29 protein-coding genes are annotated in these 26,953 nt (G+C 70.8%); 15 read left to right on the plus strand and 14 right to left on the minus strand.

What is annotated here, in order from left to right; all coding sequences use genetic code 11:
• Window positions 1–187: 187 nt before the first annotated feature.
• On the minus strand, window positions 188–988 hold the full coding sequence (chcB, locus tag AC0699_RS36250) for a 2-cyclohexenylcarbonyl CoA isomerase (protein ID WP_478669400.1): 801 nt from the start codon (window positions 986–988) through the stop codon (window positions 188–190).
• 336 nt (window positions 989–1,324) lie between these two features.
• Here chcB and AC0699_RS36255 point away from each other — a divergent pair, with 336 nt between their 5' ends.
• Entirely contained in the window at window positions 1,325–1,492 is a 168-nt protein-coding gene (locus AC0699_RS36255) for a DUF3117 domain-containing protein (RefSeq protein WP_003966491.1), read from the plus strand.
• 122 nt (window positions 1,493–1,614) lie between these two features.
• Here AC0699_RS36255 and AC0699_RS36260 read toward each other — a convergent pair whose 3' ends face one another.
• A complete protein-coding gene (locus AC0699_RS36260; protein ID WP_478669403.1) occupies window positions 1,615–2,280 on the minus strand; it encodes an O-methyltransferase in 666 nt (221 codons plus the stop codon).
• 213 nt (window positions 2,281–2,493) lie between these two features.
• Here AC0699_RS36260 and sigE point away from each other — a divergent pair, with 213 nt between their 5' ends.
• The 5 genes from sigE to AC0699_RS36285 all read left to right on the plus strand — a co-directional run bounded on the left by sigE (window position 2,494) and on the right by AC0699_RS36285 (window position 7,270).
• The gene (sigE, locus tag AC0699_RS36265) at window positions 2,494–3,183 is read left to right on the plus strand and encodes an RNA polymerase sigma factor SigE (protein WP_469769219.1); all 690 of its coding nucleotides are present in this window, start codon (window positions 2,494–2,496) and stop codon (window positions 3,181–3,183) included.
• Entirely contained in the window at window positions 3,180–4,031 is an 852-nt protein-coding gene (locus AC0699_RS36270; RefSeq protein WP_478669406.1) for an anti-sigma factor family protein, read from the plus strand. Before sigE ends, AC0699_RS36270 begins: the two co-directional genes overlap by 4 nt.
• 116 nt (window positions 4,032–4,147) lie before the next feature.
• Window positions 4,148–5,929: a S1C family serine protease gene (locus AC0699_RS36275; RefSeq protein WP_478669409.1), complete on the plus strand. Its 1,782-nt coding sequence runs from the start codon at window positions 4,148–4,150 to the stop codon at window positions 5,927–5,929.
• Between the two features lie 108 nt (window positions 5,930–6,037).
• Window positions 6,038–6,478 (plus strand): sec-independent translocase, encoded by a 441-nt coding sequence (locus tag AC0699_RS36280; protein WP_469769020.1) that lies wholly within the window; start codon window positions 6,038–6,040, stop codon window positions 6,476–6,478.
• Between the two features lie 129 nt (window positions 6,479–6,607).
• Window positions 6,608–7,270, plus strand: coding sequence for a hypothetical protein (locus tag AC0699_RS36285; RefSeq protein ID WP_478669416.1), 663 nt, complete (start codon window positions 6,608–6,610; stop codon window positions 7,268–7,270).
• Between the two features lie 74 nt (window positions 7,271–7,344).
• Here AC0699_RS36285 and AC0699_RS36290 read toward each other — a convergent pair whose 3' ends face one another.
• Genes AC0699_RS36290 through AC0699_RS36300 form a run of 3 tightly spaced genes read right to left on the minus strand, consistent with a single transcriptional unit; the run spans window position 7,345 to window position 10,370 of the window.
• Window positions 7,345–8,478: an Mrp/NBP35 family ATP-binding protein gene (locus tag AC0699_RS36290; RefSeq protein WP_478669418.1), complete on the minus strand. Its 1,134-nt coding sequence runs from the start codon at window positions 8,476–8,478 to the stop codon at window positions 7,345–7,347.
• A gap of 43 nt (window positions 8,479–8,521) precedes the next feature.
• Window positions 8,522–9,109, minus strand: a complete 588-nt coding sequence (locus tag AC0699_RS36295; protein ID WP_478669422.1) for a DUF1003 domain-containing protein — start codon at window positions 9,107–9,109, stop codon at window positions 8,522–8,524.
• The gene (locus tag AC0699_RS36300) at window positions 9,099–10,370 is read right to left on the minus strand and encodes a magnesium transporter MgtE N-terminal domain-containing protein (RefSeq protein ID WP_478669425.1); all 1,272 of its coding nucleotides are present in this window, start codon (window positions 10,368–10,370) and stop codon (window positions 9,099–9,101) included. The genes AC0699_RS36295 and AC0699_RS36300 overlap by 11 nt, the downstream gene beginning before the upstream one ends.
• Window positions 10,371–10,555: 185 nt before the next feature.
• Here AC0699_RS36300 and AC0699_RS36305 point away from each other — a divergent pair, with 185 nt between their 5' ends.
• The gene (locus AC0699_RS36305) at window positions 10,556–11,353 is read left to right on the plus strand and encodes a hypothetical protein (protein ID WP_478669429.1); all 798 of its coding nucleotides are present in this window, start codon (window positions 10,556–10,558) and stop codon (window positions 11,351–11,353) included.
• Between the two features lie 47 nt (window positions 11,354–11,400).
• Here AC0699_RS36305 and AC0699_RS36310 read toward each other — a convergent pair whose 3' ends face one another.
• Window positions 11,401–11,928: a hypothetical protein gene (locus tag AC0699_RS36310; RefSeq protein ID WP_478669432.1), complete on the minus strand. Its 528-nt coding sequence runs from the start codon at window positions 11,926–11,928 to the stop codon at window positions 11,401–11,403.
• A gap of 13 nt (window positions 11,929–11,941) precedes the next feature.
• On the minus strand, window positions 11,942–13,057 hold the full coding sequence (locus AC0699_RS36315) for a magnesium and cobalt transport protein CorA (protein WP_478669436.1): 1,116 nt from the start codon (window positions 13,055–13,057) through the stop codon (window positions 11,942–11,944).
• Between the two features lie 445 nt (window positions 13,058–13,502).
• Between AC0699_RS36315 and AC0699_RS36320 the strand changes: the two genes are divergently transcribed.
• The 4 genes from AC0699_RS36320 (at window position 13,503) to AC0699_RS36335 (ending at window position 17,087) form a co-directional block, all read left to right on the plus strand.
• Entirely contained in the window at window positions 13,503–14,087 is a 585-nt protein-coding gene (locus tag AC0699_RS36320) for a suppressor of fused domain protein (RefSeq protein ID WP_478669440.1), read from the plus strand.
• Between the two features lie 474 nt (window positions 14,088–14,561).
• Window positions 14,562–15,200 (plus strand): DUF6758 family protein, encoded by a 639-nt coding sequence (locus AC0699_RS36325; protein WP_478669442.1) that lies wholly within the window; start codon window positions 14,562–14,564, stop codon window positions 15,198–15,200.
• A 93-nt stretch (window positions 15,201–15,293) separates the two neighbouring features.
• Window positions 15,294–16,250, plus strand: a complete 957-nt coding sequence (locus tag AC0699_RS36330; RefSeq protein ID WP_478669446.1) for a PHP domain-containing protein — start codon at window positions 15,294–15,296, stop codon at window positions 16,248–16,250.
• Between the two features lie 231 nt (window positions 16,251–16,481).
• On the plus strand, window positions 16,482–17,087 hold the full coding sequence (locus tag AC0699_RS36335; protein WP_478669449.1) for a MarC family protein: 606 nt from the start codon (window positions 16,482–16,484) through the stop codon (window positions 17,085–17,087).
• Between the two features lie 115 nt (window positions 17,088–17,202).
• On the opposite strand, the gene AC0699_RS36340 is transcribed toward AC0699_RS36335, so the two are convergent.
• Window positions 17,203–17,355: a hypothetical protein gene (locus tag AC0699_RS36340; RefSeq protein ID WP_469769009.1), complete on the minus strand. Its 153-nt coding sequence runs from the start codon at window positions 17,353–17,355 to the stop codon at window positions 17,203–17,205.
• Between the two features lie 138 nt (window positions 17,356–17,493).
• Here AC0699_RS36340 and AC0699_RS36345 point away from each other — a divergent pair, with 138 nt between their 5' ends.
• Window positions 17,494–18,390, plus strand: a complete 897-nt coding sequence (locus AC0699_RS36345; protein ID WP_478669454.1) for an NYN domain-containing protein — start codon at window positions 17,494–17,496, stop codon at window positions 18,388–18,390.
• Window positions 18,391–18,442: 52 nt separating this feature from the next.
• On the opposite strand, the gene AC0699_RS36350 is transcribed toward AC0699_RS36345, so the two are convergent.
• Together AC0699_RS36350 and AC0699_RS36355 are read right to left on the minus strand one after the other, a co-directional pair.
• Window positions 18,443–19,297, minus strand: a complete 855-nt coding sequence (locus AC0699_RS36350) for an alpha/beta fold hydrolase (RefSeq protein ID WP_478669457.1) — start codon at window positions 19,295–19,297, stop codon at window positions 18,443–18,445.
• 123 nt (window positions 19,298–19,420) lie between these two features.
• A complete protein-coding gene (locus AC0699_RS36355; protein WP_478669460.1) occupies window positions 19,421–21,130 on the minus strand; it encodes a DEAD/DEAH box helicase in 1,710 nt (569 codons plus the stop codon).
• 480 nt (window positions 21,131–21,610) lie between these two features.
• On the opposite strand from AC0699_RS36355, the gene AC0699_RS36360 reads away from it, so the two are divergent.
• Window positions 21,611–22,360: a ferritin-like fold-containing protein gene (locus tag AC0699_RS36360; RefSeq protein ID WP_478669463.1), complete on the plus strand. Its 750-nt coding sequence runs from the start codon at window positions 21,611–21,613 to the stop codon at window positions 22,358–22,360.
• A 7-nt stretch (window positions 22,361–22,367) separates the two neighbouring features.
• Here the strand turns inward: AC0699_RS36360 and AC0699_RS36365 are convergent, their stop codons facing one another.
• From AC0699_RS36365 to AC0699_RS36380, 4 genes are all read right to left on the minus strand, one after another.
• Complete coding sequence (locus AC0699_RS36365; protein ID WP_453668808.1) at window positions 22,368–22,637, minus strand: hypothetical protein; 270 nt, start codon at window positions 22,635–22,637, stop codon at window positions 22,368–22,370.
• Window positions 22,638–22,835: 198 nt separating this feature from the next.
• Complete coding sequence (locus AC0699_RS36370; RefSeq protein WP_478669467.1) at window positions 22,836–23,063, minus strand: DUF3107 domain-containing protein; 228 nt, start codon at window positions 23,061–23,063, stop codon at window positions 22,836–22,838.
• A 118-nt stretch (window positions 23,064–23,181) separates the two neighbouring features.
• A complete protein-coding gene (locus tag AC0699_RS36375; protein WP_478669469.1) occupies window positions 23,182–23,835 on the minus strand; it encodes a TetR/AcrR family transcriptional regulator in 654 nt (217 codons plus the stop codon).
• A 164-nt stretch (window positions 23,836–23,999) separates the two neighbouring features.
• A complete protein-coding gene (locus AC0699_RS36380; protein ID WP_478669472.1) occupies window positions 24,000–24,233 on the minus strand; it encodes a hypothetical protein in 234 nt (77 codons plus the stop codon).
• Window positions 24,234–24,371: 138 nt separating this feature from the next.
• Between AC0699_RS36380 and AC0699_RS36385 the strand changes: the two genes are divergently transcribed.
• Window positions 24,372–25,331, plus strand: a complete 960-nt coding sequence (locus tag AC0699_RS36385; protein WP_478669475.1) for an alpha/beta fold hydrolase — start codon at window positions 24,372–24,374, stop codon at window positions 25,329–25,331.
• 8 nt (window positions 25,332–25,339) lie between these two features.
• Window positions 25,340–26,653 carry a DUF3152 domain-containing protein gene (locus AC0699_RS36390; RefSeq protein WP_478669478.1) on the plus strand — a complete coding sequence of 438 codons (1,314 nt, stop codon included), beginning with the start codon at window positions 25,340–25,342 and terminating at the stop codon, window positions 26,651–26,653.
• Window positions 26,654–26,953: the final 300 nt, after the last annotated feature.

Here is a 26,953-nt window from a genome sequence, read left to right on the forward strand (position 1 = left end):
CCTCCCCCTCCCCCTCTCCTCCCCCCCCCCCCCGGTGGTGCTCTCCCCTCCCCCCCCCCCCCCCCCCCTCCCCCCCCCCCCCCCTTCCCCCCCCCCCCCCCCCCCCCCCCCCCCGCCACTTTCAGGGCTGAGGGTCCGGGGATGCGGGGATCCAAGGACCTGGAGGTCCGGGGGTCTGGGGGAGCCCCTACCGGCCCAGGTACTTCGGCTTCTCCTTGGCGATGAAGGCCTGGACCGCGATCTCGTGGTCCGCCGATGCGCCGGCCCTGGTCTGCAGCTCGTCCTCCTTGGCCAGCGTCTCGCCGAGCGAGTGATCCGCGCCGTACGCGAGCGACTCCTTGATCGCGGCGTACGCGAGGGTCGGCCCCTCCGCCAGCGCCCGGGCCACCGCCGCCGCCTCGGCCGCCAGATCGTCGGCCGGTACGAGCTTGTTCGCGATGCCCAGGTCGTACGCCTCCTGAGCGGTGATCGACCGCGGGAACAACAGCAGATCGGCCGCGCGGCTCGCGCCGATCAGCCGGGGCAGCGTCCAGGAGACCCCGGAGTCGGCGGTCAGCGCGACCCCGGCGAAGGAGGTCGTGAACTTCGCGGAGTCGGCGACGACCCGGTAGTCCGCGGCGAGGGCGAAGCCCAGACCCGCGCCCGCGGCAACCCCGTTCACCCCCGCCACCACCGGCTTCGGCATCTCGGTCAGGGCTCGCACGATGGGGTTGTAGTGATCACGCACGGTGTTCATCGTGTGGCTGGTGCCCGATTCCTTGTCGGAAATGAGCAGGGAGACGTGCTCCTTCAGGTCCTGCCCCACACAGAACGCGCGCCCCGACGCGGTCAGCAGCACCGCCCGTACGGCGGTGTCCGCGGCGGCGGCCTGCAGCGCGTCCCGAAGGGCGACCTTGGCCTCGATGTTCATCGCGTTCATGGCCTCGGGCCGGTTGATCGTGATCGTCGCGAGTCCGTCGCTCACCTCGTACAGCACGGTGTCGGCCATGACAGGGTCCCCTTTGCGCCTCAGGCAGTGATGTCCAGCCCAGCATGGCGGAGATCGCCGAGGCCTGACATGCGCCCCGGTATGTGACCTGTGTCAAAGAATCCGGGACCCGGATTGGGTGTGCGAAGGTGAAGCGAGGGCGAAGTATCGCAGGCGGATCCCCGAAATGGGCGGTTTTGTGAAAGCGCGTTGCGCAAGCGATGCCGACTGATGTTGGTCATCGGGTCCCGCGATGCGGGATAATGGCTGGGAAGCAATGTGTTCGATGCCGGTGACGCGTGCCCATCCAGGGGGCCGTCGGCTGACGATGAGCTGGTTTCAGGAAGGGGAACGAGCATGGCGGCCATGAAGCCGCGGACGGGCGACGGCCCGCTCGAGGTGACCAAGGAGGGGCGGGGCATTGTCATGCGCGTTCCGCTCGAAGGCGGCGGTCGGCTTGTCGTCGAGCTGACTCCGGACGAGGCAGACGCCCTCGGTGACGCCCTCAAGAAGGTCGTCGGCTGACGCGGAAGCGCCCACACCTTTCCGCACTGCCCCGGCACGGCATCACGCTGTGCCGGGGCAGTGTCGTTTGCGCGGCCGTACGTGCGCGGTCGTCGTGTCTGCGGTGGAGCCGGCCGGCCGGATCAGCCGCGGCGCACCGCGCACAGCAGTCCGTCGCCCACCGGCAGCAGCGACGGAATCAGCTCCTGGCTCTCCCGCACCGCCCGCAGCAGCTCCCGCACCCGCAGGACCTCACCGGGCTGCGCCGCCGAATCGACCGTGCGGCCGTCCGCGAAGACGCCCTCGAAGCACACAAGACCCCCAGGCCGCAGCAGGCGCAACGATTCAGCGAGACACTCCAGCGACTCCATCCGGTCGCCGTCGCAGAAGACGAGGTCGTATCCGCCGTCCGCGAGCCGCGGCAGTACGTCGAGCGCGCGGCCGGGGATGAACCGCGCCCGGTTCCCCGCGAAACCGGCGGCCCGGAACGCCTGCCGTGCGAACTGCTGGCGCTCCGGCTCGGGGTCGACGGTCGTCAGAACGCCATCGGGCCGCATGCCCTGCAGCAGATAGATCCCGGAGACCCCGGTGCCGGTACCGATCTCCGCCACCGCCTTGGCGTCCGCCGTCGCGGCCAGCAGTCGCAGGGCTGCGCCGGTGCCCGGCGACACCGAGGGCAGCCCTGTCTCCCGGGCCCGCTCACGGGCCCAGCGCAGAGCTTCGTCCTCGGCGACAAAGGCGTCGGCGAACGCCCAGCTCGTCTGCCGGTTGGCGGTAATGGCCCTCTCCTGTCCCCGTAGTTCGCGCAACCGTGACTGTATCCGCTGCACCCGGGAACCCGCAGATGGGACCGGGCGTTATGCAGGAGCAGGGGGAAAGGGGCGGACGGACGACACCCGTTCCCAAATTCGCGTAAAGATTCTTATCCGGAGCTAACGGGCGAGGTGGCTATGGTAGGGACTCCACTGGACACCACCAGAGCCGACAGGGGAGGTGCGGCTGCGCCTGTGGATCGGAGAGGGGTGCTGCGGCGCCTTCTCAGGTCGGCGGGTGAGCCGAAATCCGTGACCGACACCGCTGACGCCCGTTCCCGCCAGGCCGACTCCGTACCCACCGCGACGTTCGCATCGGATGCGGAATCGCAGGCGTGGACTCCTCCCTCCTGGGAGGACATCGTCAGCACGCACAGCGGCCGGGTCTACCGTCTCGCCTACCGTCTGACCGGAAACCAGCACGATGCGGAGGACCTCACCCAGGAGGTCTTCGTCCGTGTCTTCCGCTCCCTGTCGACCTACACGCCGGGGACCTTCGAGGGCTGGCTGCACCGCATCACCACCAATCTGTTCCTCGACATGGTCCGCCGCAAGCAGCGCATCCGTTTCGACGCGCTCGGCGACGACGCGGCCGAGCGGCTGCCCAGCCGTGAGCCGTCCCCCCAGCAGGTCTTCCACGACACGCACTTCGACGCCGACGTCCAGCAGGCGCTCGACACCCTCGCGCCCGAGTTCCGCGCGGCCGTGGTCCTCTGTGACATCGAAGGTCTCTCGTACGAGGAGATCGCGGCCACGCTCGGCGTCAAGCTCGGCACCGTCCGCAGCCGTATCCACCGCGGCCGGTCCCATCTGCGCAAGGCCCTGCAGCACCGCTCTCCCGAGGCACGTGCCGAGCAGCGCGCGCTCGCGGGCGTGGCCGGGGAGGGCGGGACGGCGTGAGCGGCACAACTCCCACCCCCGCGGAGCAGCATCTGGGGGACCGGCTCGCCGCCCTGGTCGACGGCGAACTCAAACACGACGCGCGCGAGCGCGTCTTGGCCCATCTGGCGACCTGTCCCAAGTGCAAGGCCGAGGCCGACGCGCAGCGCCGGCTGAAGAGCGTCTTCGCCACCGCCGCCCCGCCACCGCCCTCCGAGGGCCTGCTCGCGCGGCTGCAGGGGCTGCCCGCCGGACCGCCCGGAGGTGATGACGACCGGCGGGGAGGTCCCTTCGGCGGGGGGCGCCTCACCGATGCTGTCTTCGGCGTGACCCCGGAGGGCTTCGGGTACGTCCCCGGCGGGCCCGGGCTGCCCGGCGGCGGGCCGGGATCAGGGTTCCGCATCCACGACGTGGGACGTCAGGAAGCCGAGCGTTCGCCGTGGCGCGGCCGCAGGTTCGCGTTCGCCGCGGCCAGCGCCGTCTCGTTCGCGGCGATCGCCCTGGGCGGGACGCTGCCGCTCGCCGCCACGGGAGACGTATCGGCCCGCGGGGACCATCGTGGCAACAGCGTCACACCGCTGCGCACGGCGACCGCGACCAGCAGTGGAGCGGAAGCCAACCGCCGACGCGGCGGGGCGACCGGGCTGGTCGGTCTGAGCGGTGAGCGGGCCGCGGCGATGGCCCCGCAGACCCTGACCCAGGCACAGCCGCTGTCTCACCCCTTCGCGGCGCCGGCTCTGCTCACGGGCGGGTCCACGCCACCGCTGATACGGCCCACGGGCTCGGCGTTCCAGCTCGCCACGGCCCCCGGCCCGACGCTGTCGGCCACCCCGCTGCCCAGCCGGCTCGCGTCCCCGACCCAGCGCTGATCCGGCCCCCGGCGTCCGTGTGACCGGGCACCCTGTGGGACACCATCGGTAAACCTGGTTGAATCCAGGGGAGGGTGCCCGGCGGGGCGCGCGGACTGGCCAGTTGCGGGGAGAGCATGGAGAACGGGAAGCCGACGGGTCCCAAGCCGAAGTGGTGGAGCCGCCCGGCCCGTACGGAGACACCGTCGGCGCCCGACGGGGCTGCGACGGAGGCGCTCACGGACCCAACGGAGCCCACGGACCCCTCGGAGCCCACGGACACCGTCCCGGCCGATGACGTCGTGCCGCCCGCGGCACCGGCCGCCCACACCGACGATCAGCCCGACTACCCCCTGGCGGCACCCGCCGCCCCGGTGGCCTCGCCGTCCGCCCCGGCGCCCGCCGAGGCCGGGACGGTCCGGGAGACCCCGGCGCCGGTGGTCCCCGCACCCGAGGTCCCGGCTCCAGAGGCCTCGCACGCCGTGGCTGCCCCCGCCGGAGCCAACCCCACCGGTGGCGCGGGTATGCAGCCGATGCACGAGCCCGACGAGTACCGGACACCGCCGTACGGCGGCCCCGGGCCGTGGGCGCCTGCCCCGCCCGTGCAGCGACCTGTGGGCGGCACGCCGGCGCACGGGACGCGTGTCCCGCCGCAGTACCCCTCGGGCAACGGGTACGCACAGCCCGCACCGGCACCCGCACCCGTGCCCGCACCGGCCCCCGTACCCGCGCAGTGGATCCAGTACGACCCCTGGAGCGCCCCCGGAGGCACCCTCACCCGGGCCGGCGAGCCTCCCCGGAAGAAGAGCCGGCGCGGCGTGGCCCTCGTCGGCGCGCTGCTCTTCGCGCTGCTCGCCGGAGTGCTCGGCGGCGGAGTCGGCGCGTACCTCGAAAGGAACGGCGGAATCACCACCGTCGAGCTGCCGCAGGCCGGCGCCGAGGACTCCGGCCGGGCCCCCGACAGCATCGCCGGCATCGCTGCCAGCGCGCTTCCGAGTGTCGTGACACTGCACGTCAGCGGCGGCGGCGAGCAGGGCACCGGCACCGGCTTCGTCCTGGACGCGCAGGGCCACATCCTCACCAACAACCACGTGGTCGCCCCCGCCGGCAGCTCCGGAGACATCTCCGTCACCTTCAGCGGCGGCGAGACCGCGCGCGCCACCCTCGTCGGCAAGGACAGCGGCTACGACCTCGCCGTCGTCAAAGTCCGCGGCGTCTCCGGCCTCAAGCCGCTGCCGCTGGGCAACTCCGACAACGTGCGGGTCGGTGACCCCGTCGTCGCCATCGGCGCGCCTTTCGACCTTCAGAACACCGTGACCGCCGGAATCATCAGCGCCAAGGAGCGCCCGATCACCGCCGGCGGTGAAGAGGGCGACGGCAGCGACATCAGCTATGTCGACGCGCTGCAGACCGACGCGCCGATAAACCCCGGGAATTCCGGTGGTCCGCTCGTCGACTCCAAAGCACGCGTCATCGGCATCAACAGCGCCATCCGCGCCGCCGACAGCGCACCCGGCCCGGACGGAAAGGCCGGCCAGGCAGGCTCCATCGGCCTCGGCTTCGCCATCCCCATCAACCAGGGCAAGCGGGTCGCCGAGGAGCTCATCAACACCGGCAAGGCCACCCACCCCGTGATCGGCGTCAGCCTCGACATGAGCTACGCGGGCGACGGCGCCCGCGTAGGCGAGAAGGGCAAGGACGGCGCCCCGTCCGTCACCGCGGGCGGCCCCGCCGCCAAGGCCGGTCTGCGTCCGGGCGATGTCATCACCAAGGTCGACGGCCAGCGGGTGCACAGCGGTGAGGAACTCATCGTCAAGATCCGCGCGCACCGCCCCGGAGACCGGCTGGAGCTCACGCTGACCCGTAAGGGCAAAGAGCAGACCAGGACGGTGACGCTCGGTTCGTCGACCGGCACGTGAGCGACACCCCGAAGGTACCGTCCGGACAGATTCGCCGGGTACCGTGGAGCCGGCCCCATCCGGTCATTCGGCAGCGGCACGGAGAACACGAACACAAGGAGCAGCAGGGTGTTCAATGACATAGGCGCACTCGAGGTTGTGACACTCGTGGTCCTTGCCGTGCTCGTCTTCGGCCCGGACAAGCTGCCGAAGGTCATCCAGGACGTCTCGCGCTTCATCCGCAAGGTCCGGGAATTCTCCGACAACGCGAAGCACGACATCCGCAACGAGCTGGGTCCGGAATTCAAGGACTTCGAGTTCGAGGACCTCAATCCCAAGACGTTCATTCGCAAGCAGTTGAATGAGAACGAGGACCTCAAGGAGATCCGCAGCACCTTCGATCTCAAGAAGGAAATGAACGACGTGGCGGACGCGGTGCACGGCAAGGAGCCCGACAGCTCCGTCCCGGCCGTGGTCAACGGCTCGCCCGGCGCCGCCCCGGATCTGCTCAAGAAGCGCGAAACCGTCGATCAGGGCGAGCGCCCGCCGTTCGACGCAGACGCCACCTGAGCGCCCTGAGCGCCATCAACCGCTACGAGCCGGTGCGAGATGGCTATCCTCTCCATCTGTCCGGAAACGAGGACGCCCGCGGGGGGCGGGCCGTTCCGGACCTTGGTGATCGAGGAGGCGGCCAGGCAGATGGAGACGACGAGTCGGGTAGGGGCGCAGAGTACGCCCAGCACGTCCACCGCTGAGGGGGTGCCCGCAGCCCGGCGTACGGTCGACAGCTATCTGCGCGCACCGTTCCCCTGGTACGGACTGGACGAGGCCTTCACCGGCCCGCGCTGGCTGATGCAGGTCGGCACCGACGCGGACGGAACGGTGCAGCACGGCTCAATGGGCCACGGCGACGAGCCGTCGATAAAGTCCGACGCGACCGCAGTCGACAAGGAACGCTTCGCGGTGGTCGTGACGGTGGCGGCGAGCCCGGTACGGCGCACCGGGGACGGCAGAGGCCTCCTGGACGCCACGACGGTCTCGTCCGCGGCCTGGCTGGCCGGCTCGGGGCTGCTGGCGTACACGTGGCCCGGGCAGCTCGACCACTCGCTGCGCGACGACTGGCTGGACCAGCAGACCGAGACCGCGTTCGCGCTGGCGGACGACCTGTCCGGTCCGGCGTGGTCCGAGTTGTCGCTGCCGGTGGACGGGGTGCCGATGCCGTTCCACTACCGGGAGTCGGAGTTCGGCTGGGTGCTGGCCGGGTCCGCGCAGAACGGGGTGCACGTGGGGGCGTACGGGCGGGGCCTGAGCGCCTACGGCCTGGGGTTCTCGGTGGTGCGGGACATGGCGGCGTACGCGTAGACGTACGAGGCGTACGCCTGGACGTACGAAAGGGGCACCGTCCCGGTGGACGGTGCCCCTTTCGCGTACGTACGTCAGAACTTGTTGCGCGGCGTGATTCCCAGGCTCATGCCCGAGAGACCGCGCTGGCGGCCGCCGAGCTTGCCGGCGATGCTGCGCAGGGCCGCGCCCGCCGGGGAGTCGGGGTCGGTGAGGACGACCGGCCTGCCCTCGTCACCGCCTTCGCGAAGGCGGACGTCGATCGGGATCTGGCCCAGCACCGGGACCGTGGCGCCCGTCGTCTGCGTCAGGCCGTCGGCGACCTTCTGCCCGCCGCCCGTGCCGAACACGTCGACCATCTCGTCGCAGTGCGGGCACGGCAGGCCCGACATGTTCTCGACGACGCCTACGATCTTCTGGTGGGTCTGGACGGCGATGGAGCCGGCCCGCTCCGCGACCTCCGCCGCGGCCTGCTGCGGAGTGGTGACGACCAGGATCTCCGCGTTCGGCACCAGCTGGGCCACGGAGATCGCGATGTCGCCGGTGCCCGGGGGCAGGTCGAGCAGGAGGACGTCCAGATCGCCCCAGTACACATCGGCGAGGAACTGCTGGAGCGCGCGGTGCAGCATCGGGCCGCGCCACACCACCGGTGCGTTGCCCGGGGTGAACATGCCGATCGAGATGACCTTCACACCGTTCGCGGACGGCGGCATGATCATGTTCTCGACCTGGGTGGGACGGCCGTCCGCGCCGAGCATCCGGGGCACCGAGTGCCCGTAGATATCGGCGTCGACGACACCAACCTTCAGTCCGTCGGCGGCCATCGCCGCCGCCAGGTTCACGGTCACGGAGGACTTGCCCACGCCGCCCTTGCCGGACGCCACCGCGTACACCCGCGTCAGCGAGCCGGGCTTGGCGAAGGGCACCTCGCGCTCGGCGGTCGTGCCGCGCAGCGAGGCCGCGAGCTCGCGCCGCTGCTCGTCGCTCATCACGTCCAGCGAGACATCGACGCGCGTGACGCCCTCGACGCCCGCGACGGCGTCCGTGACGCGCTGGGTGATGGTCTCGCGCATCGGACAGCCGGAGACGGTGAGATAGACCGTGACCGCCACCGCGCCGTCGGCCCCGATCTCGATCGACTTCACCATGCCGAGGTCGGTGATCGGCTTGTTGATCTCGGGGTCGTTCACCGTCGCCAGTGCTTCGCGCACCGCGTCTTCCGTAGCCATACGGACGATGGTACGGCGCCGGATCCCGCCACGGGGGCCCCTGTCAGCGGTCGCCTTCGTCACGTCTGCGGGAGGCCGCGGGCGGGAATACCGGCGGCCGGTGCGCCAGCTCCCTCAGCAGGTCCTCGAACTCCGAGCGGATCCAGTCGCGGGTGGCGACCTCGCCCAGCCCCATCCGCAGTGCGGCGATCTCCCGGGTCAGATACTCGGTGTCCGCGATGGAGCGCTCGTTCTGCGACCGGTCCTGCTCCAGATTGACCCGGTCGCGGTCGTCCTGACGGTTCTGCGCGAGCAGGATCAGCGGGGCGGCGTACGACGCCTGCAGCGACAGCGCGAGCGTCAGAAAGATGAACGGGTACTCGTCGAAGCGCAGGACGGGCGGGGCGAAGATGTTCCACAGGACCCACACGATGATCGTCAGGGTCATCCAGACGATGAACCGGCCCGTCCCCAGGAACCGGGCGATCTTCTCCGAGAACCGGCCGAAGGCCTCGGGGTCGTACTCCGGCAGGACCTTCCGGCGCGGGGCGCGCGGCACATCGAGCCTCACGCGCGGTCGCGGTGCCCCGGCCCCGGCGGGAGGCCTCTCCTTGCCCTCGCCGCGCTCGGTGAGTCCGTACTCACTGCTCATGGGCGGACCCCGTCCCCTCGAACTCGGCCTCGCGCCAGTCCTCCGGCAGCAGATGGTCGAGCACGTCGTCCACGGTCACCGCTCCCAGGAGCGCACCGCTGTCGTCCACGACCGGCGCCGCGACCATGTTGTACGCGGCGAGATAGCTGGTGATCGCGGGCAGCGGGGTGCCCGGGGCGAGCGGCGGCAGATCGCTCTCGACGATCGAGCTGACCAGGGTGAACGGCGGATCCCGCAGCAACCGCTGGAAATGCACCGTGCCCAGGTACTTGCCCGTCGGCGTCTCGTCGGGCGGCCGGCACACGTACACCTGCGCGGCCAGCGCGGGGGAGAGGTCCTGCTGGCGCACCCGGGCCAGCGCGTCCGCGACGGTCGCGTCCGGGCGCAGCACGATCGGCTCGGTCGTCATCAGCCCGCCGGCCGTCCGCTCCTCGTACGACAACAGCCGGCGCATGTCGGCGGCGTCGTCCGGCCGCATCAGCATCAGCAGCCGCTCCTTGTCCTCCTCCGGCAGCTCGGAGAGCAGATCGGCGGCGTCGTCCGGGTCCATCGCCTCCAGCACGTCCGCCGCCCGCTCCTCCTTGAGTTTCCCGAGAATCTCGATCTGCTCGTCCTCCGGCAGTTCCTCCAGAACGTCGGCGAGGCGGTCGTCGTGGAGGGCCGCGGCGACCTCGGCGCGCCGTTTGGGAGAGAGGTGGTGCAGGGCGTTGGCGAGATCGGCGGGGCGCAGCCGCTCGAAGGTGGCGAGCAGGCTCTCGGCGCCCTGTCCCTCCTCCTCCAGCGAGAAGCCGGTGACGGCCGACCATTCGACGGTCAGCGCCTCGCCCTTGCGCCGCAGGGCCCCGCCCTTGCCTCTCCGTACGAAGACCTTGTCGATCTCCCAGTCGCGCCGGGCCGGGAGCTGCTGGATGGCGACGTCGAGGACGGTGACCTCCTCGCCCGACTCGACCAGCTGGACCCGGCGGTCCAGCAGCTCGCCGAGGACGAGGCGCTCGGTCGGGCGCTGCTCGAAGCGCCGCATGTTGACGACGCCGGTGGTGATGACCTGACCGGACTCGACGCCGGTGACACGGGTCATGGGGAGGAAGATCCGGCGGCGGCTGAGCACCTCGACGACCATGCCGAGCAGCCGGGGCGGCCGTCCGCCGACCCGGAGCATGGCGACGAGGTCGCGCACACGCCCCACCTGGTCGCCGTTGGGGTCGAAGACCGGGACACCGGCGAGGTGCGAGACAAAGATCCGGGGGGCGCCTCCCGCCATGATCCGCGCCTCCTCAGTCCGTTCCCATCTGCCCGGAAATGCGGCTGTTCAACGGCTTCAGGCTAGCCCGTACCGTTCCATGGTGCTGCTGTGGAAGGTCCGGACGGCTCCCTTCCGGAGGGCCCACCTGGCCCGGGTACGCTGCGGTCTTGCCACCCCCCACGCGTAAGAGAGGCAGTGTGCTCGTGACCGCTCTCCACCCTGCCGCCGTCGCCCGGGCCCGCCGGGCCGCGCTCTCCGTCGCGCTGTGCGCGGGGCTGGCCGCAGCCCTCACGGCGTGCGGCGAGGACCCGGACGCGGGGACGAACGGCGTCGGCAAACTGGAGGCGACCGCGATCGAGGCCAAGGCCAAGGCGGCGGCCGACGGCGCGGACGCGGTACGGCTCGCCGGCACCCTGGTTTCCAAGGGCGGCACGTACAAGCTGAACATGCAGCTGAGAAAGACCGGCGCGATCGGCTCGGTCACCTCGAAGAACTCCACGTTCGAGCTGCTGCGGGTCGGTGACGCGCTCTATCTGAAGGCCGACGCGGGCTTCTGGAGCCACAAGGAAGCGGACGGATCGGGCGGATCGGACGGAAAGAATGGCTCCGACTCCACCGGCGAGGAGGACGAGGCCGCCGCCGAGAAGCTCGACGACAAGTACGTGAAGGTCCCCGAGGACGACCCGGCGTACAAGCAACTGCGCGGCTTCACCGACATGGATGTGCTGCTGGACGGGCTGCTCGGGTTGCACGGCAAGCTCAGCAAGGGCGACCGCGCCAAGGTCGGCGGCGTCCGCACGATCAAGATCATGGGCGGCGAGGGCAACGGCGGCACGCTCGATGTCTCTCTGGAGGGCACCGCGTACCCGCTCCAGCTGGCCCGCGCGGGCGGCGCGGGCGTGCTCACCCTTGCGGACTGGGACAAGGAGTTCACCTTGGAGCCCCCGTCCAAGGAGGAGACGGTCGACTACGGCCGCCAGCTTCCCCGTACGAGCGACTGACGCCGACGGCTGCTGACCACCGACGGCGCCCGGCCCGGCCGGGCGGGTCAGCTGTGTTTGCGGCCTCGGCGCAGCAGCCGCGGCAGGGCCGCGGGAATCGGCCGGCGGGTCGTGGCCGGAGTGGGGAGCGGCACGGCCGACAGGGAATCCCGCGGGTGCTCCGTGGACGACTCGCGCGGCTCCAGCCGCAGCACCCGGCACTCCTGGCCCCAGCGCTCGGTCATCCGCTCGCCGTCCGGGGCGTTGAGCCGCTTGCCCTTAAGCTCGGCGACCGCGGCTTCCCATGCCTCCGAGCCGGGGGCCAGTTCGGTCACCGCGGCGGTCCACGTCACCAGCCGGCCGCCCTTGTCCTTGCTGCGCACGGTGATCTCGGCGGTGGAGCCGTCGGTCAGCCCGGGCAGGGGCTGCTCGCCGGGGCCGTCGCCGACCACATGCGCGGCCCCGTCGTGCCACACATGCCACAGCGCCCGGGCGGGTCCGGTGCCCCGGACCCAGATGAGACCGGACTTCTTGGTGGCCTCCTCGACGAGGGCCTGGCCGAGCAGCATGTCGTTGCCGAGCTGAGCGTCGTTCATGCTCCGCAGCCTATTAGAGCCAGCCGTTGCGCTTCAGCGTGCGGTGAATGGTGAGACAGATTCCGACGATGCCGACCATGACCATCGGGTACCCGTACTTCCAGTGCAGCTCGGGCATGTGGTCGAAGTTCATGCCGTACACCCCGCAGACCGCCGTCGGTACGGCGATGATCGCCGCCCAGGACGTGATCTTGCGCATGTCCTCGTTCTGGGCGACCGTCGCCTGCGCCAGATTGGCCTGGAGGATCGAGTTCAGCAGCTCGTCGAAGCCGATGACCTGCTCCTGCACCCGGGCCAGGTGGTCGGCGACGTCGCGGAAGTACTTCTGGATGTCCGGGTCGACCAGCCGCATCGGGCGCTCGCTCAGCAGCTGCATGGGCCGCAGCAGCGGCGTGACCGCCCGCTTGAACTCCAGCACCTCACGCTTGAGCTGGTAGATGCGCCCGGTGTCCGTACCGCGCGTGCTGCCCTTCGACGGCGCGGAGAAGACGTCGATCTCGATCTCGTCGATGTCGACCTGCACGGCGTCAGCGACCGCGATGTAGCCGTCGACGACATGGTCGGCGATGGCGTGCAGTACGGCCGAGGGGCCTTTGGCGAGCAGCTCGGGGTCGTCCTGCAGCCGGTGGCGGAGGTTGCGCAGCGAGCCCTGCCCGCCGTGCCGCACGGTGATCACGAAGTCGGGCCCGGTGAAGCACATCACCTCACCGGTCTCGACGACCTCGCTGGTCGCGGTGAGCTCGGCGTGCTCGACGTAGTGGATGGTCTTGAAGACCGTGAAGAGCGTGTCGTCGTACCGCTCCAGCTTGGGCCGCTGGTGGGCGTGGACGGCGTCCTCCACGGCCAGCGGGTGGAGGCCGAACTCGGCGGCGATACCGGAGAATTCCTCCTCCGTCGGCTCGTGGAGGCCGATCCACGCGAAGCCGCCGCCCTCACGCACCCGGAGCATCGCCTCGTGCGGGGTGAGGCACTCCGCGGCCTCGACCCGGCGGCCGTCGCGGTAGACGGCGCAGTCGACGACCGCGCTGGAGGCCGAGGGGTCACGGGTCGTGTCGTACGTGCTGTAGGGGCTGGTGCTCTTGCGCAGCGCGGGGCGGACCGCTTCGCGCAGGTCACGGATCATCGACATGGCAGGCTCCTTCACGGAGAGGCCGCCGGTGCGAGGCGTGGCACAGCCCGGAATGGGGACGTTATGTCGATACGTCCGCAAAGCGGGCGGCACCGCGGTACGCGGTGACGGCGTTCGCTACAGACAGTCAGGCAAAAACGACGTGCTCTTCCGTCGTGCGCGGTGCCATGGAACGGAGCGGGAAGCCCTCAGGTTCAGACAGTGAGGGGTCGCGCGGAAGAGCGGTTGGTACTGCACGGTCGACTTCGATCCACCGCAGCCCCACCTCCTCCGGCCGGTCCCCCGTGGGGGATGACGTGTCGTCGGGAACCCGGGAGTCACTCCCTCAGCCGCCGCTGGGAGTTGCCCCATGCGCATGCTGTCCCGACCAGGCGGCCAAGCCTATCAGCCGACTGAGGGTCAATCCCTTTCTTTGCCCGTTCCTGATGCGATCTATGCTCGCGGGATGGGAGAAGTTCTTGCTCTGGTCGAGGCCCGGCTGCGCACCGCGCTGGGCGAACCGGATGCGCGCGCCGCGGTCACGTTTCTCGGTACGGACCGGATCGAGGTGCTCCGTTTCGTCGCCGGGGACATCGTCCGGTACGCCACGCTCGGCATGTCCGCCCAGCCGATGACCGACCCCAAGGATGTGCTCGCCGACCCGGTTAAGGGGCCCCGCGCGGAGCTGCTCCTGTCGGTACGCGCAGGGCTCGCCGACACCGACAAGGTGCTCCGCCCGCTCGCGGTCCTCGCGTCATCACCGCAGGTCGAAGGGGTGATCGTGGCGCCGGGCAACTCCTTGGACCTCGGTGAGCCGCTGTGGCCGCAGGCGCCGTTCTCCTCCGTCCTGGTCGCCGAGTCCGGCGGTCTGGTCGAGGACCTCGAACTGGACGAGCCGATGGACCCGGTGCGCTTCCTTCCGCTCCTGCCGATGACGCCGAACGAGGCGGCGTGGAAGCGGGTGCACGGCGCGGCGCAGCTCCAGGAGCGGTGGCTGGCCAACGGAACGGACCTGCGCGATCCGCTGCGCAGGTCCGTAACTCTGACGTGACGCCAGTCACGCCCGGGGTGTGGGTGAAGTGACCCATCTCATGGCCGAGTTGGGCTTCCGGCTGCATGGCGACTGCATGACGGACTGCGCGGCGGATTGCATGACGGATTGCATGAAGGACTGCACGACGACCGCATGGCCGGCTGTCTGACGGGCTGTCCGACGGGCTGTCCGAGGGGCCGCTCGAAGGACTTCTGACGCTCAGTCGGCGAAGGCCGTCACGCCGCCCTGCGCCACGTGCACCGGCTTCGGCTCCGCCGCCTCGTGCGTGAGCGAGGCCCGTCGCGCCCAGTTGTTCACGCCGATCAGGGCACCGGACAGCGCTGGACACGAAACCGGTGACCAGCATGGCCTTAGAGAGGCTAATGAGTGCAATGTGCATCTAGTTTTCGCTGGTGAGGCCGGGTGAAACCGCCGTGCCGACGGGGTGATCGTCCTTGACGCGACGCCGCACGGGTAGGACTGTTGAGCGCTATGAGGGGCGAACCCAGTTGCCCGAAGTGTGGTGGCCGGGTCAGGGCGCCCGGACTCTTCGCCGACACCTGGCAGTGCGATGTGCACGGTTCCGTGCACCCGTTGCAGCCCGTGATCCCGCCGAGCGTCGAGGCCCTCACAGTTGTGGTGGCCCGTGCCAAGGTCCCGGTGTGGATGCCCTGGCCGCTCCCGGTCGGCTGGCTCTTCACCGGCGTCGCGTACGCGGGCGACGACCGCAGTGGCGGCCGCGCCACCGCCGTCGCGTGCTCGGGCCCCGGTCCGCTGGGCGGTGTGGGGGAGTTGCTGCTGGTCGCCGAGGAGCTCGGGGTCGGCCTCGGCGCACGTTTCGCCGGGATCGACGGACCGGACCCGGGCCCGCACATGGCAGTCGACACATCACCTCAGGCCAAGGTCCTTGCCGCGGGCCGGCCCACACCGCTGTGGCATGTCAACGATGTGCCGGACGACCGTGCGGTCTTCGCGGGCGAGGCGCGCGGGCTGTGGCTGTGGGCGATCGTCTGGCCCGAGTCCACGGGGCTGCTGATGTACGACGAGCTGATACTGACGGATCTGCGGGACGCGGGCTCGGAGGTGGAGCTCCTGCCGTGCGGGGCGCTGTCGCCGCGGCTGCTGTCGTGACGGCTTTCACGTGACGCGGTGGTCCGGGTGATGTTCGATCCCCCGTTACGATTGAACGTCCCCTGTCCGCCCCGAGTCCTGGAGTCACGCGTCGTGCGCATCGATCTGCACACCCACTCCACGGCATCGGACGGTACGGACACCCCGGCCGAGCTGGTCCGTCACGCCGCGGCAGCCGGACTCGACGTCGTCGCGCTGACCGACCACGACACCGTCGGTGGTCACGCCGAGGCGATCGCCGCACTCCCGGTGGGGCTCACGCTCGTCACCGGCGCCGAGCTCTCCTGCCGGATCAACGGCATCGGCCTCCACATGCTCGCCTACCTCTTCGACCCCGAGGAGCCCGAGCTGGCGCGCGAACGTGAGCTGGTACGGGACGACCGCGTGCCGCGTGCGCAGGGCATGGTCGCCAAGCTCCAGGAGCTGGGCGTGCCGATCACCTGGGACCAGGTGGCCCGGATAGCGGGAATCCCGAGCGACGCACACGAGGCCGCCGGGCCGCTGACTGCGACGAAAGCCGCACCTGCGCCGAGTGGGCGGAGGAGCGAGAAGCCGGGAGGGGTCTCGGTCGGCCGGCCGCACGTCGCATCCGCGCTCGTCGAACTCGGCGTCGTGCCGGACGTCTCCGCGGCCTTCACACCCGACTGGCTGGCCGACGGCGGACGGGCGTACGTCGAGAAGCACGAGCTCGACCCCTTCGACGCCATCCGTCTGGTCAAGGCCGCCGGCGGCGTCACCGTCTTCGCCCACCCGCTCGCGGTCAAGCGTGGCGAGGTCGTGCCCGAGGACGTCATCGGCCGGCTGGCCGCGGCGGGCCTCGACGGTATCGAGGTCGACCACATGGACCACGACGAGCCGGCGCGTGACCGGCTCCGGGGGATCGCCGCCGATCTCGGTCTGCTGCCCACCGGCTCCAGCGACTACCACGGCAGCCGCAAGGCCTGCCGGCTCGGCGACTACACGACCGACCCGGAGATCTACGGCGAGATCACACGCCGCGCGACCGGCGCGTTCCCGGTCATGGGCACGGGCGGAGCGCCCCGCCGCTGACCCCGGGGTCCCCCGCGGGCCGCTTCCGGCGTCCCCGCGCACGTACGTGCGCGCCTTCGTACGCCCCACCCCGCGGATCTCCATGGAACGCCGTGGAGCCCCCAGCCATCGTGCTGCACCGTGCTGCACCGTGCTGCACTGCGCCGCATTGCGCTGCACCGCGCGAAACTCCGCGAAACGCCGCGGAAAACCCGACACCCCTGACACCCCGACACCCTGCAAGGCCTCACTGTGTTCGACGTCGCCGTCTTCGGCTCCCTCTTCCTCACTCTGTTCGTGATCATGGATCCGCCCGGGATCACCCCGATCTTCCTCGCCCTCACCTCCGGCCGACCCGCCAAGGTCCAGCGCCGGATGGCCTGGCAGGCCGTCGCCGTGGCCTTCGGTGTGATCACCGTCTTCGGCATCCTCGGCCAGCAGATCCTTACGTATCTCCATGTCTCGGTGCCCGCACTGATGATCGCCGGCGGTCTGCTCCTGCTGCTCATCGCGCTCGACCTGCTGACCGGTAAGACCGACGAGCCCAAGCAGACGAAGGACGTCAACGTGGCGCTCGTACCGCTGGGCATGCCTCTGCTCGCCGGGCCGGGCGCGATCGTCTCGGTCATCCTCGCGGTGCAGCACGCCGACGGCGTCGCGGCCCAGGTCTCGGTGTGGGCGGCGATCGTCGCGATGCACGTCGTGCTCTGGCTGACGATGCGCTACTCGCTGCTGATCATCCGGCTCATCAAGGACGGCGGTGTCGTGCTGGTGACCCGACTGGCGGGCATGATGCTCTCGGCGATCGCCGTGCAGCAGATCATCAACGGTGTCACCCAGGTGATCCAGGGCTCCTGACCCGTTGCGGCAGGTCGCGCCGTCGCGGCGCATCGCCCGTGCAGCACATCGCCCCCGTACGGAACGTGTCCGTACGGGGGCGCGTCGATCCTGGGCGTTACGAAGCCGGAAGGCGTTACGAAGCCGAGGCCTGGGCCGGTCGGATGTAGATGCGCTGGCCGACCGCGGCGGCCTGCTGCACCATCCGGTTGACGGAGGCGGCGTCCACAACGGTGCTGTCCACGGCGTTTCCGTCGACGTCGTCGAGTCGCATGATCTCGAAGCGCATAAAAGAGCTCCCTTCTGTCCGTCTGAGTTCCGTACGTTCCAACGGGATGCCGTCTGCAAACATTCCCTACGCTAAGGAAATTTTTTGGATGGCTAACTACTGGCAGGTATGCCACCGCCAGCACACAATGGGGGCGGTATGAACGACGCACTGCCCACCGAGATCAGCGCCCGCCTGGAGCGCACCAACGAGCTGCTCCAGCGCATGCTCGCCGAGGTCGCGAAGACCCCGTCCACGCATGCCATCTTCGTCGACGCCGGTTACGTCTATGCTGCGGCCGGGTTGCTTGTAGCGGGAACCGAGGACCGGCGCTCCTTCGACCTCGACGCCGAGGGGCTCATAGAGGCGTTCATCGACAAGGCCCGCACGATATTCGCGGACAGCCGCCTCCTGCGCGTCTACTGGTACGACGGCGCCAGGCGCCGCATCCACACACCGGAGCAGCAGTCCATCGCCGAGCTTCCCGACGTCAAGGTGCGGCTCGGCAACCTCAACGCCAACAACCAGCAGAAGGGCGTCGACTCCCTCATCCGCAACGACCTGGAGTCACTCGCCAGGCACCGGGCCATCAGCGACGCGGCGCTCGTCGGCGGCGACGAGGACCTCGTCTCCGCGGTGGAGGCCGCCCAGGGATACGGCGCACGGGTCCATCTGTGGGGCATAGAGGCGGGCGACGGGCGCAACCAGGCCGAGCCGCTGCTGTGGGAGGTGGACAGTCAGCGCACCTTCGACCTCGACTTCTGCCGGCCCTACGTCACGCGCCGGCCCGTCACGACGTACGAGGACGACAGCCCGCCGCCGGACCGCGAGGACGTACGGTTCGTCGGCGCGCAGATCGCGGCGACCTGGCTTGTCGAACGTGGCCGTGAGCCCATGGCGGAGCTGCTGCCCGGCCACCCGTATCTGCCCGGTCCGGTCGACCAGGACCTGCTGATGGAGGCGGAGAAGCTGCTCAAGCACTCACTGCGTGGTTACGCGCATCTGCGGCGGGCGCTGCGGGACGGGTTCTGGCAGCACCTTCAGGGGCAGTTCTGATCACCTTCAGGGCCGGATCCGGTCATCTTCAGGGTCAGCTGCGATCACCTGGTCAGCTCTGATCCCAGAAGTCGATGAGCGCCTCGGCGGTCTCCGCGGGACGGTCCGTGTTCGGCGAATGCTCGGCGCCCTCGATCACCGTGCGGTGCGCGCCGAGCCGTTCCGCCATCGCGTCGAGCAGCGCTACGGGCCAGGTGTCGTCGCGCGCGCCCGACAGCACATGCTTGGGCAGCGGCTGTACGGCGGCGAGCTCGGCGACCCGGTCGGGTTCCACGGTCAGCTGCCGGCCCGTCGCCAGCAACTGGGCGGGATTGTGGCGCATCCAGCGCCGCCGCAGGTCCTCGCCGTCGGTGGCGGCCTCCTCCGGCGGGTCCAGCGCCTGCATCGCCTCCCACACCTGACCCATGTCCATCACCGCGAGCGCGTCGCTCAGCAGCTTGACCTTGTCCTGCTGGGAGGGGGAGATCCGGCCGGGCCCGGACGACATGAGCGTCAGCGTCCGGAACGGCCGCGGGTCGAGCAGGACGGCGGCGCGGGCGATCTGGCCGCCGAGTGAATGCCCGACGAGGTGGAGCTCGGAGCCCCCCGGGTGGCCGATCGCCTCGGACTGCGCGAGCACGTCCCTGGCCAACTCTGCCTGTACGTAGGCCTGTTGGTCCGCGGGGCCGTCGCTCTCGTACTGCCCACGGCCGTCGATGGCGATCGCGCGATAGCCGGCCGCGGCGAGTGGTTCGAGCAACGCGATGAAGTCCTCCTTGCTCCCGGTGTACCCGGGCAGGAGCATCACGGTGCCTTTGCTCGCGCGGCGGTCCGGCTCGGCGTCCAGCACGGCGAAGTTCCCGCGGGCGGTGCGGAGGTGGTAGCTGCGGGCGCAGGCTGGGGGCACGAAGGTGGGGGGCCGGCTCATGCGGACGAGGCTAACGGGTAGCGGAGCGCGCCCGCGTGCAGGGGCTGCCGTGCGGCTGCCGCCGCCGACATGGCAAAGGGCCCGTCACCCACCCAGGGGTGACGGGCCCTCAGCGCGAGGGGATCAGGCCTCCGGCTGGGCGGCCTTGACGCGGGTGCGGCGGCGGCGGGGCTTGGCGGGCTCCTCCGTCGCGGTTTCCGTCGCGGTTTCCGTCGTGATGGCGTCCGTCGTGGCCGACGACGCGCGCGTACGGCGGCGGCGGGGCTTGGCCGGCTCCTCCGTCGTGGCTTCCGTCGCGGTTTCCGTCGTGATGGCGTCCGTCGTGGCCGACGACGCGCGCGTACGGCGGCGGCGCGGCTTCGCGGGCTCCTCCGTCGGCACGGTCGTCTCCGCCGGCGCTTCCGTGACCGCGGTCGCGGCGGCCGGGCGGGTCCGGCGGCGGCGGCGCGGGGTGCGCGCCTCCTCCACCGTGTCGACCGTCTCCTCGGTGGCCGGAGCCGCGCCCGACGCCGCCGCCTCGTCGCTCACCGGCGACCCGCCGCGCGTACGGCGACGCTGGCGCGGCGTGCGGGTACGGGCCGGGGTCTCCTCGGGCGTCGTACGCGCGGACCGTGCGGGACGCGAGCGCGCACCGCGGCCGCCCGGCTCGCCGAGGTCCTCCAGCTCCTCCGCCTCGAGACCGGCGCGGGTGCGCTCGGCACGGGGGAGGACGCCCTTGGTCCCGGCGGGGATACCGAGCTCCTCGAACAGGTGCTCCGACGTGGAGTACGTCTCGACCGGGTCGTTGAAGTCCAGGTCCAGCGCCTTGTTGATCAGCTGCCAGCGCGGGATGTCGTCCCAGTCGACCAGCGTCACGGCGGTGCCGGACGCCCCCGCGCGGCCGGTGCGGCCGACGCGGTGGAGGTACGTCTTCTCGTCCTCGGGCGACTGGTAGTTGATGACGTGCGTGACGCCCTCGACGTCGATACCGCGAGCGGCGACATCGGTGCACACCAGCACGTCGACCTTGCCGTTGCGGAACGCGCGCAGCGCCTGCTCACGCGCGCCCTGGCCCAGGTCGCCGTGGACCGCGCCGGAGGCGAAGCCGCGCCGGGCGAGCTGGTCGGCGATGTCCGCGGCCGTACGCTTCGTACGGCAGAAGATCATCGCCAGCCCGCGGCCCTCGGCCTGCAGTATGCGCGCGACCATCTCGGGCTTGTCCATGGAGTGCGCCCGGTACACACGCTGTGTGATGTTCGCGACGGTCGCGCCCTCGTCGTCCGGCGCGGTCGCGCGGATGTGCGTGGGCTGCGACATGTAGCGGCGTGCGAGGCCGATGACCGCACCCGGCATGGTCGCCGAGAACAGCATGGTCTGGCGCTTGGCCGGCAGCAGCTGGATGATCTTCTCGACGTCGGGCAGGAAGCCCAGGTCGAGCATCTCGTCGGCCTCGTCGAGGACGAGCGCCTTGACGTGGGAGAGGTTGAGCTTCTTCTGGCCGGCCAGGTCGAGGAGGCGCCCGGGCGTGCCGACGACGACGTCGACGCCCTTCTTCAGGGCCTCTACCTGCGGCTCGTACGCACGGCCGCCGTAGATCGCGAGAACGCGGACGTTGCGCACCTTGCCGGCGGTCAGCAGGTCGTTGGTGACCTGCGTGCACAGCTCACGGGTGGGGACGACCACGAGCGCCTGCGGCGTGTCGGTCAGCTGCTCGGGCTTGGCCCGGCCCGCCTCGACGTCCGCGGGGACGGTGACGCGCTCCAGCAGCGGAAGTCCGAAACCGAGGGTCTTGCCCGTGCCGGTCTTGGCCTGGCCGATGACATCGGTGCCGGAGAGCGCGACCGGGAGGGTCATCTCCTGGATGGGAAAGGGGGACGTGATGCCGACGGCTTCAAGGGCCTCGGCGGTCTCGGGAAGGATCCCGAGCTCTCGGAAAGTCTTGGCCTGCGTAGTCAGGGTGTTGCCTCTTCTGTGAGACGCGGCGCGAGGCGAACGCTGGGGGTCTTACCGCACCTGGGTCTTACCGCACCTGGGTACTGGACGGCCGGCCGTGGATTGGCCGGAAAGGCGCGGGACCACTGCCGTCGCTCGAGCGCTCGTGCCGCTGAGGTCCCCTCATATGGCGAAATTGCGCATAGAGGGCTGTCAGGTCGGAGCCGATCGGGCCACCGACCGGGCATCCTCATTCAGAGGGCCCGCCGAAATATCCGGCAGGCTTAATACCACTGTACCCCGGATTCGCGCATGTGTGTTGGGCGAATTCCTGGGAACCGCGTGGCGGCGGGTGCTGACCAGGCACTTCCGCGGCGCGGTTGGCGAGCTATTGTGCGCTCCATGGAGACGCCTGACAACGCCACCGCGCCCGCCGCCGACGCAGCCGAAGAACCCACCGGGATCGCCGCCCAGGACTGGGCCGCGGCTTCCGCCGACCCCCAGTACCGCGCCGCGGTCGTGGACCTGCTGGGAGCGCTCGCGTACGGCGAGCTGGCGGCCTTCGAGCGGCTCGCCGAGGACGCGAAGCTGGCACCGACGCTGGCGGACAAGGCGGAGCTGGCGAAGATGGCCTCCGCCGAGTTCCACCACTTCGAGCAGCTGCGGGACCGGCTCGCCGGCATCGAGACCGAGCCGACCAAGGCGATGGAGCCGTTCGCGGCGGCACTGGACGAGTTCCACCGCCAGACCGCACCGTCCGACTGGCTGGAGGGCCTGGTCAAGGCGTACGTCGGCGACTCGATCGCCAGCGACTTCTACCGCGAGGTGGCGGTACGGCTGGACTCCGACACCCGCCGGCTGGTGCTCGCGGTGCTCGACGACACGGGTCACGGCAACTTCGCCGTCGAGAAGGTGCGCGCCGCGATCGAGGCGGACCCGCGGGTCGGCGGGCGGCTCGCGCTGTGGGCGCGCCGGCTGATGGGCGAGGCGCTGTCCCAGGCGCAGCGCGTCGTCGCGGAGCGGGACGCGCTGTCGACGATGCTCGTCGGCGGGGTCGCGGACGGGTTCGACCTCGCTGCGGTGGGCGAGATGTTCACCCGCATCACCAAGGCGCACACCAAGCGGATGGCTGCGCTGGGGCTGGCTGCCTGACCGGAGGTCAGACGGCGGCTGATCGGCGCAGGCGGCGGGCCGTCGGGCGGATGAGCAACGACAGCGTGACGGCCCCGACGAAGAGCGCGCCTGCCAGGGTGCCGAGGAGATAGCCGGGTCCGAGCGCCGCGTGCGTCAGATACGCCCCGAAGAGCGCACCCAGCGTGCCCGTCGTGTACACGACGCGGGGTGCCGGGAGCCGGTCCGGAAGCCGCCGTACGGCTGACCAGGAGAGCGCGAATCCGAGCAGGACGGAGCCGAGAGCTTCCAGGATCACCACGGATCACCTCAGGGACGCCGGACGGGCAAATCGGGTCGTTGCCCGTCCTACCCGAACTGGCCGGAACGCAACCCTCCGCACCGGCGGGCGAGCACCCGGGGCGATCACCGGACGATCACCCGGCACGCCGCGTGCACGGGGACGAACGGAAGGGCCCGGCGGGGCAGTCCCGCCGGGCCCTTCCGTATGTGTGGTCTAGAGCGCGCCGAAGCCCACGCGGCGCGTGGCCGGCTCGCCGATTTCGACGTAGGCGACGCGGTCCGCCGGTACCAGCACCTTGCGGCCCTTGTCGTCCGTCAGGCTGAGCACCTGCGCCTTGCCGGCGAGCGCGTCGGCGACCGCCTGCTCGACTTCCTCGGCGGTCTGACCGCTCTCCAGAACGATCTCCCGGGGCGCGTGCTGCACGCCGATCTTGACCTCCACGGCTATGTCCCTCCGAACGGTCAGCGATGCGCGGTCAGCCGCGCCGTACCAGCACACATTAGCCCGGTGAGGCGACGTGACACGGATCAGCCGTGCACGCCGGCAGCGAACAGGCCCGTCAGTGGCCGTCGCCGTGGCCCTCACTGCCGTGCAGCGGGAATCCGGCGATGCCCCGCCACGCCAGCGAGGTCAGCAGCTGCACCGCCTTGTCGCGCGGGATCGCGGACTCGCTGGACAGCCAGTACCGGGCGACCACCTGCGACACACCGCCCAGCCCGACGGCCAGCAGCATGGACTCGTCCTTGGACAGTGCGGTGTCCTCGGCGATGACGTCGGAGATCGCCTCCGCGCACTGCAGGGACACCCGCTCGACCCGCTCGCGCACCGCGGGCTCGTTCGTCAGGTCCGACTCGAAGACCAGCCGGAACGCGCCGCCCTCGTCCTCGACGTACGCGAAGTACGCGTCCATCGTCGCCGCGACCCGCAGCTTGTTGTCCGTCGTCGACGCCAGCGCCGTACGCACGGCCTGCAGCAGCGACTCGCAGTGCTGGTCCAGCAGCGCCAGGTAGAGCTCCAGCTTCCCGGGGAAGTGCTGGTACAGCACCGGCTTGCTGACGCCGGCGCGCTCCGCGATGTCGTCCATGGCCGCAGCGTGGTACCCCTGGGCGACGAATACTTCCTGGGCCGCGCCCAAGAGCTGATTGCGTCGGGCACGGCGCGGCAGGCGGGTGCCTCGCGGGCGGGCCGCCTCTGTCTGCTCGATGGCTGTCACGCCGCCTCCCACGTTCGATGTCACAAGCACAGTGTCGCGTGCGCGCGCTGTGCGCTCGCGCCCGCCATCGTACTTTTGGGTAACCGTGGTGCGCGCGGTGCGAGCGCAGAATTTCACGTACCGGACGCCTGCGGTAGCTGGAGATTCCTGGGAATCCAAACAAATCAGCGGTAGTCGTCCTCGTCGAGTGCGACCACCCGGGCCTGTTCCGCTGCGTCCGCCTCGTTCGCCGCGTCCGGGTGGATGGCGGTCAGCGGGTCGTCGCGGCGTGGTTGCAGCTCCGTGTGCTGCTCCGCGGCGTCGGCCTCCGGGGTCTCCTCGTCGAGTTCGTCGGATGTGAGCGACTGGCCCTGATCGTCTTCTGCGAAGGTTTCCGGGTCCGTCGGGTCGACAGCCATCTGGATCCCTTTCCCGTGCTCATGGGCCTGGGGCTAATACGCCCACTACGAGCCTAGGAGCAAGCTCTCCCCGACGCTATGCGATCTGTGACGGCGAACACAGGATGCGCCGCGTGATCGTCTCGTAACATTGCCCCCATGTCTTCGACCGAGCTGCCGGAAACCCGCGCCGCCGCACCGGCTCCGCGGGTCCGTGCCGTACGGGTCGCGGAGGGTGAGAGGCTGCGCTCCGTCGAGCTGCCGGGACTGACGCTCAACGTCCGGACCCGTCCCCCGGCCCGCCCGGGACTGCCCCCCGCGCTGTACGTCCATGGGCTCGGCGGCTCCTCGCTGAACTGGACGGCGCTGATGCGCCGGCTCGAGGACACCGTGGACGGCGAGGCGGTCGACCTGCCCGGCTTCGGGGACTCCCCGCCGCCGGACGACGGCAAGTACTCCATCACCTCCCATGCCCGCGCCGTCATCCGGATGCTCGACGCGGGCGGTCGCGGCCCCGTGCATCTGATCGGCAATTCGCTGGGCGGCGCGGTCACCACGCGTGTCGCGGCCGTCCGCCCGGATCTGGTGCGCACCCTCACGCTGATCTCGCCCGCGCTGCCGGAGTTCCGTGCCCAGCGCTCCGCCTGGCCCACCGCGCTGATGGCGATGCCCGGCGTCACCGGGCTGTTCAGCAGACTGACGAAGGGCTGGACGGCGGAGATGCGCGTCCGCGGGGTGCTGGCCCTCTGTTACGGGGATCCGGGCATGGTCTCCGACCAGGCGTTCCGCGACGCCGTGGAGGAGATGGAGCGGCGGCTGGAGCTGCCGTACTTCTGGGACGTGCTGGCGCGCTCGACGCGAGGTCTCGTTGACGCGTACACGCTGGGCGGACAGCATGGGCTGTGGCGCCAGGCGGAACGGGTGCTCGCGCCGACCCTGCTGGTCTACGGCTGCCGCGATCAGCTCGTCTCGTACCGAATGGCGCGCAGGGCGTGCGCCACGTTCCGTGACTCCAGACTGCTGACCCTCCCGGACGCCGGGCACGTCGCCATGATGGAGTACCCGGAGACGGTCGCGGAGGCCGTACGGGAACTACTCGACGACAGCGGCAGGAGCTGATCCGGGGCGTGGGACGACACAGTCGAAAGGGCCCCGCACCCAAGGCCGCCGACACCACGAGCACCACCACCAGCAATACGACGACGCCCGCGACCCCCGGCTCCGGCCGGCGCCGGGGCTCCGCCGCCGGGCCGGAGCAGCACTCGGGCCCGGCGGCGTACGGCACCCCGGCGCACGGCGTGCCGCAGGTACGCGGCGGCCATCCCGAGCAGTACGAGGCGGGCGGAGGCTGGGGCACCCCGCAGCGCGCCCCGCAGGGCAACCCACAGGGCTACGGCGACTGGCAGGGCGTCCCCCGCGGACACACCGCCACCGCGACCGGGCAGCACCCGGTCGTACCGCCGCCCGGGCGTCAGGGGCCGCCGATCGGTGCCGGTGCCAGGATCCCCGGGCCGCGGCGCGAATTCGTCGAAGCCTTCGACGCGCCCGCCGCCGATGAGCAGCAGCAGGACACGCGGCCCGGCCCTCCCGACGGCGCCGCCCCCGAGGAAGCCCCCGCCAAGGCAGGCAAGGGCCGTACCCTCACCGGAATCGCGGCAGCCGCCGTGATCACCGTGCTCGCGGTCGTCGTCGCCGGACAGGTCACCGACACCGGTCCGGACACGCCCGCCACCCAGGCCGCCGACGGCGCGGACAGGAACGAGGAGAACGGCTCGGCGTCGCGCTCGGACCAGCGGGCGGTCCCGCCCCGGGAGGCGCCGGCGGCGCCGGCCGCGCCACCCACGTATGCGCAGCTGATGACCCGGCAGTTCCCCCTCGACCCCAAGCTCAGCGGCTCCGGGAAGTTCGACGCCGTGCCCGGCTTCGACAAGGCGCCCGGCAAGGGCCGGAAGATCCGCTACCGGGTGGATGTCGAGCAAGGGCTCGGCCTGGACGGGACGCTGTTCGCGAAAGCCGTCCAGGAGACTCTCAACGACGACCGGAGTTGGGCGCACGGGGGCGAGTTGACCTTCGAGCGGATCTCCTCGGGAGAGCCGGAGTTCGTGATCACCCTGGCCAGTCCGGGAACCACGGCGACCTGGTGCGCCAAGTCCGGTCTGGACACCGCCGACGGCAATGTCTCCTGCAACTCCTCCGAGACCGAGCGTGTGATGATCAACGCATTCCGCTGGGCACAGGGCGCGGAGACCTACGGGGCCAAGGCGATGCTGACGTACCGCCAGATGCTCATCAACCACGAGGTCGGACACCGCCTCGGGCACAGTCATGTGAACTGCCGCACGCCCGGTGCCTTCGCCCCGGTGATGCAGCAGCAGACGAAGTCGCTGGACATCGACGGGGTCAAGTGCCGCCCCAACCCCTGGGCGTATCCCGGCGATTGAGCCCGTCGCGTCCCAGTGGCCGAGACGGGCGGCACGCCGAACGCGACGGTTCGGCATCACCTACGGAATCGAGCGCTCCCTCGCCGCCGCGGTGCGCCGCTCCGCCCGGAAGGACCTTCGCAAGGAGTTGGCCGCGGCTTGACGGAGCGTAACGGAATTCGCTTGTAGCGCGACCGAACGCTACGAGACTGCGAAAGTTACGTGCATTCACCCCTTCCGGTGGGGGGGGGGGGGGGGGGGGGGGGGGGGGGGGGGGGGGGGAGGGTGGGGTGGCTCTGGTTAGGTCCTATCGAGGAAAGG

Source organism: Streptomyces sp. NPDC043870 (assembly GCF_056435785.1).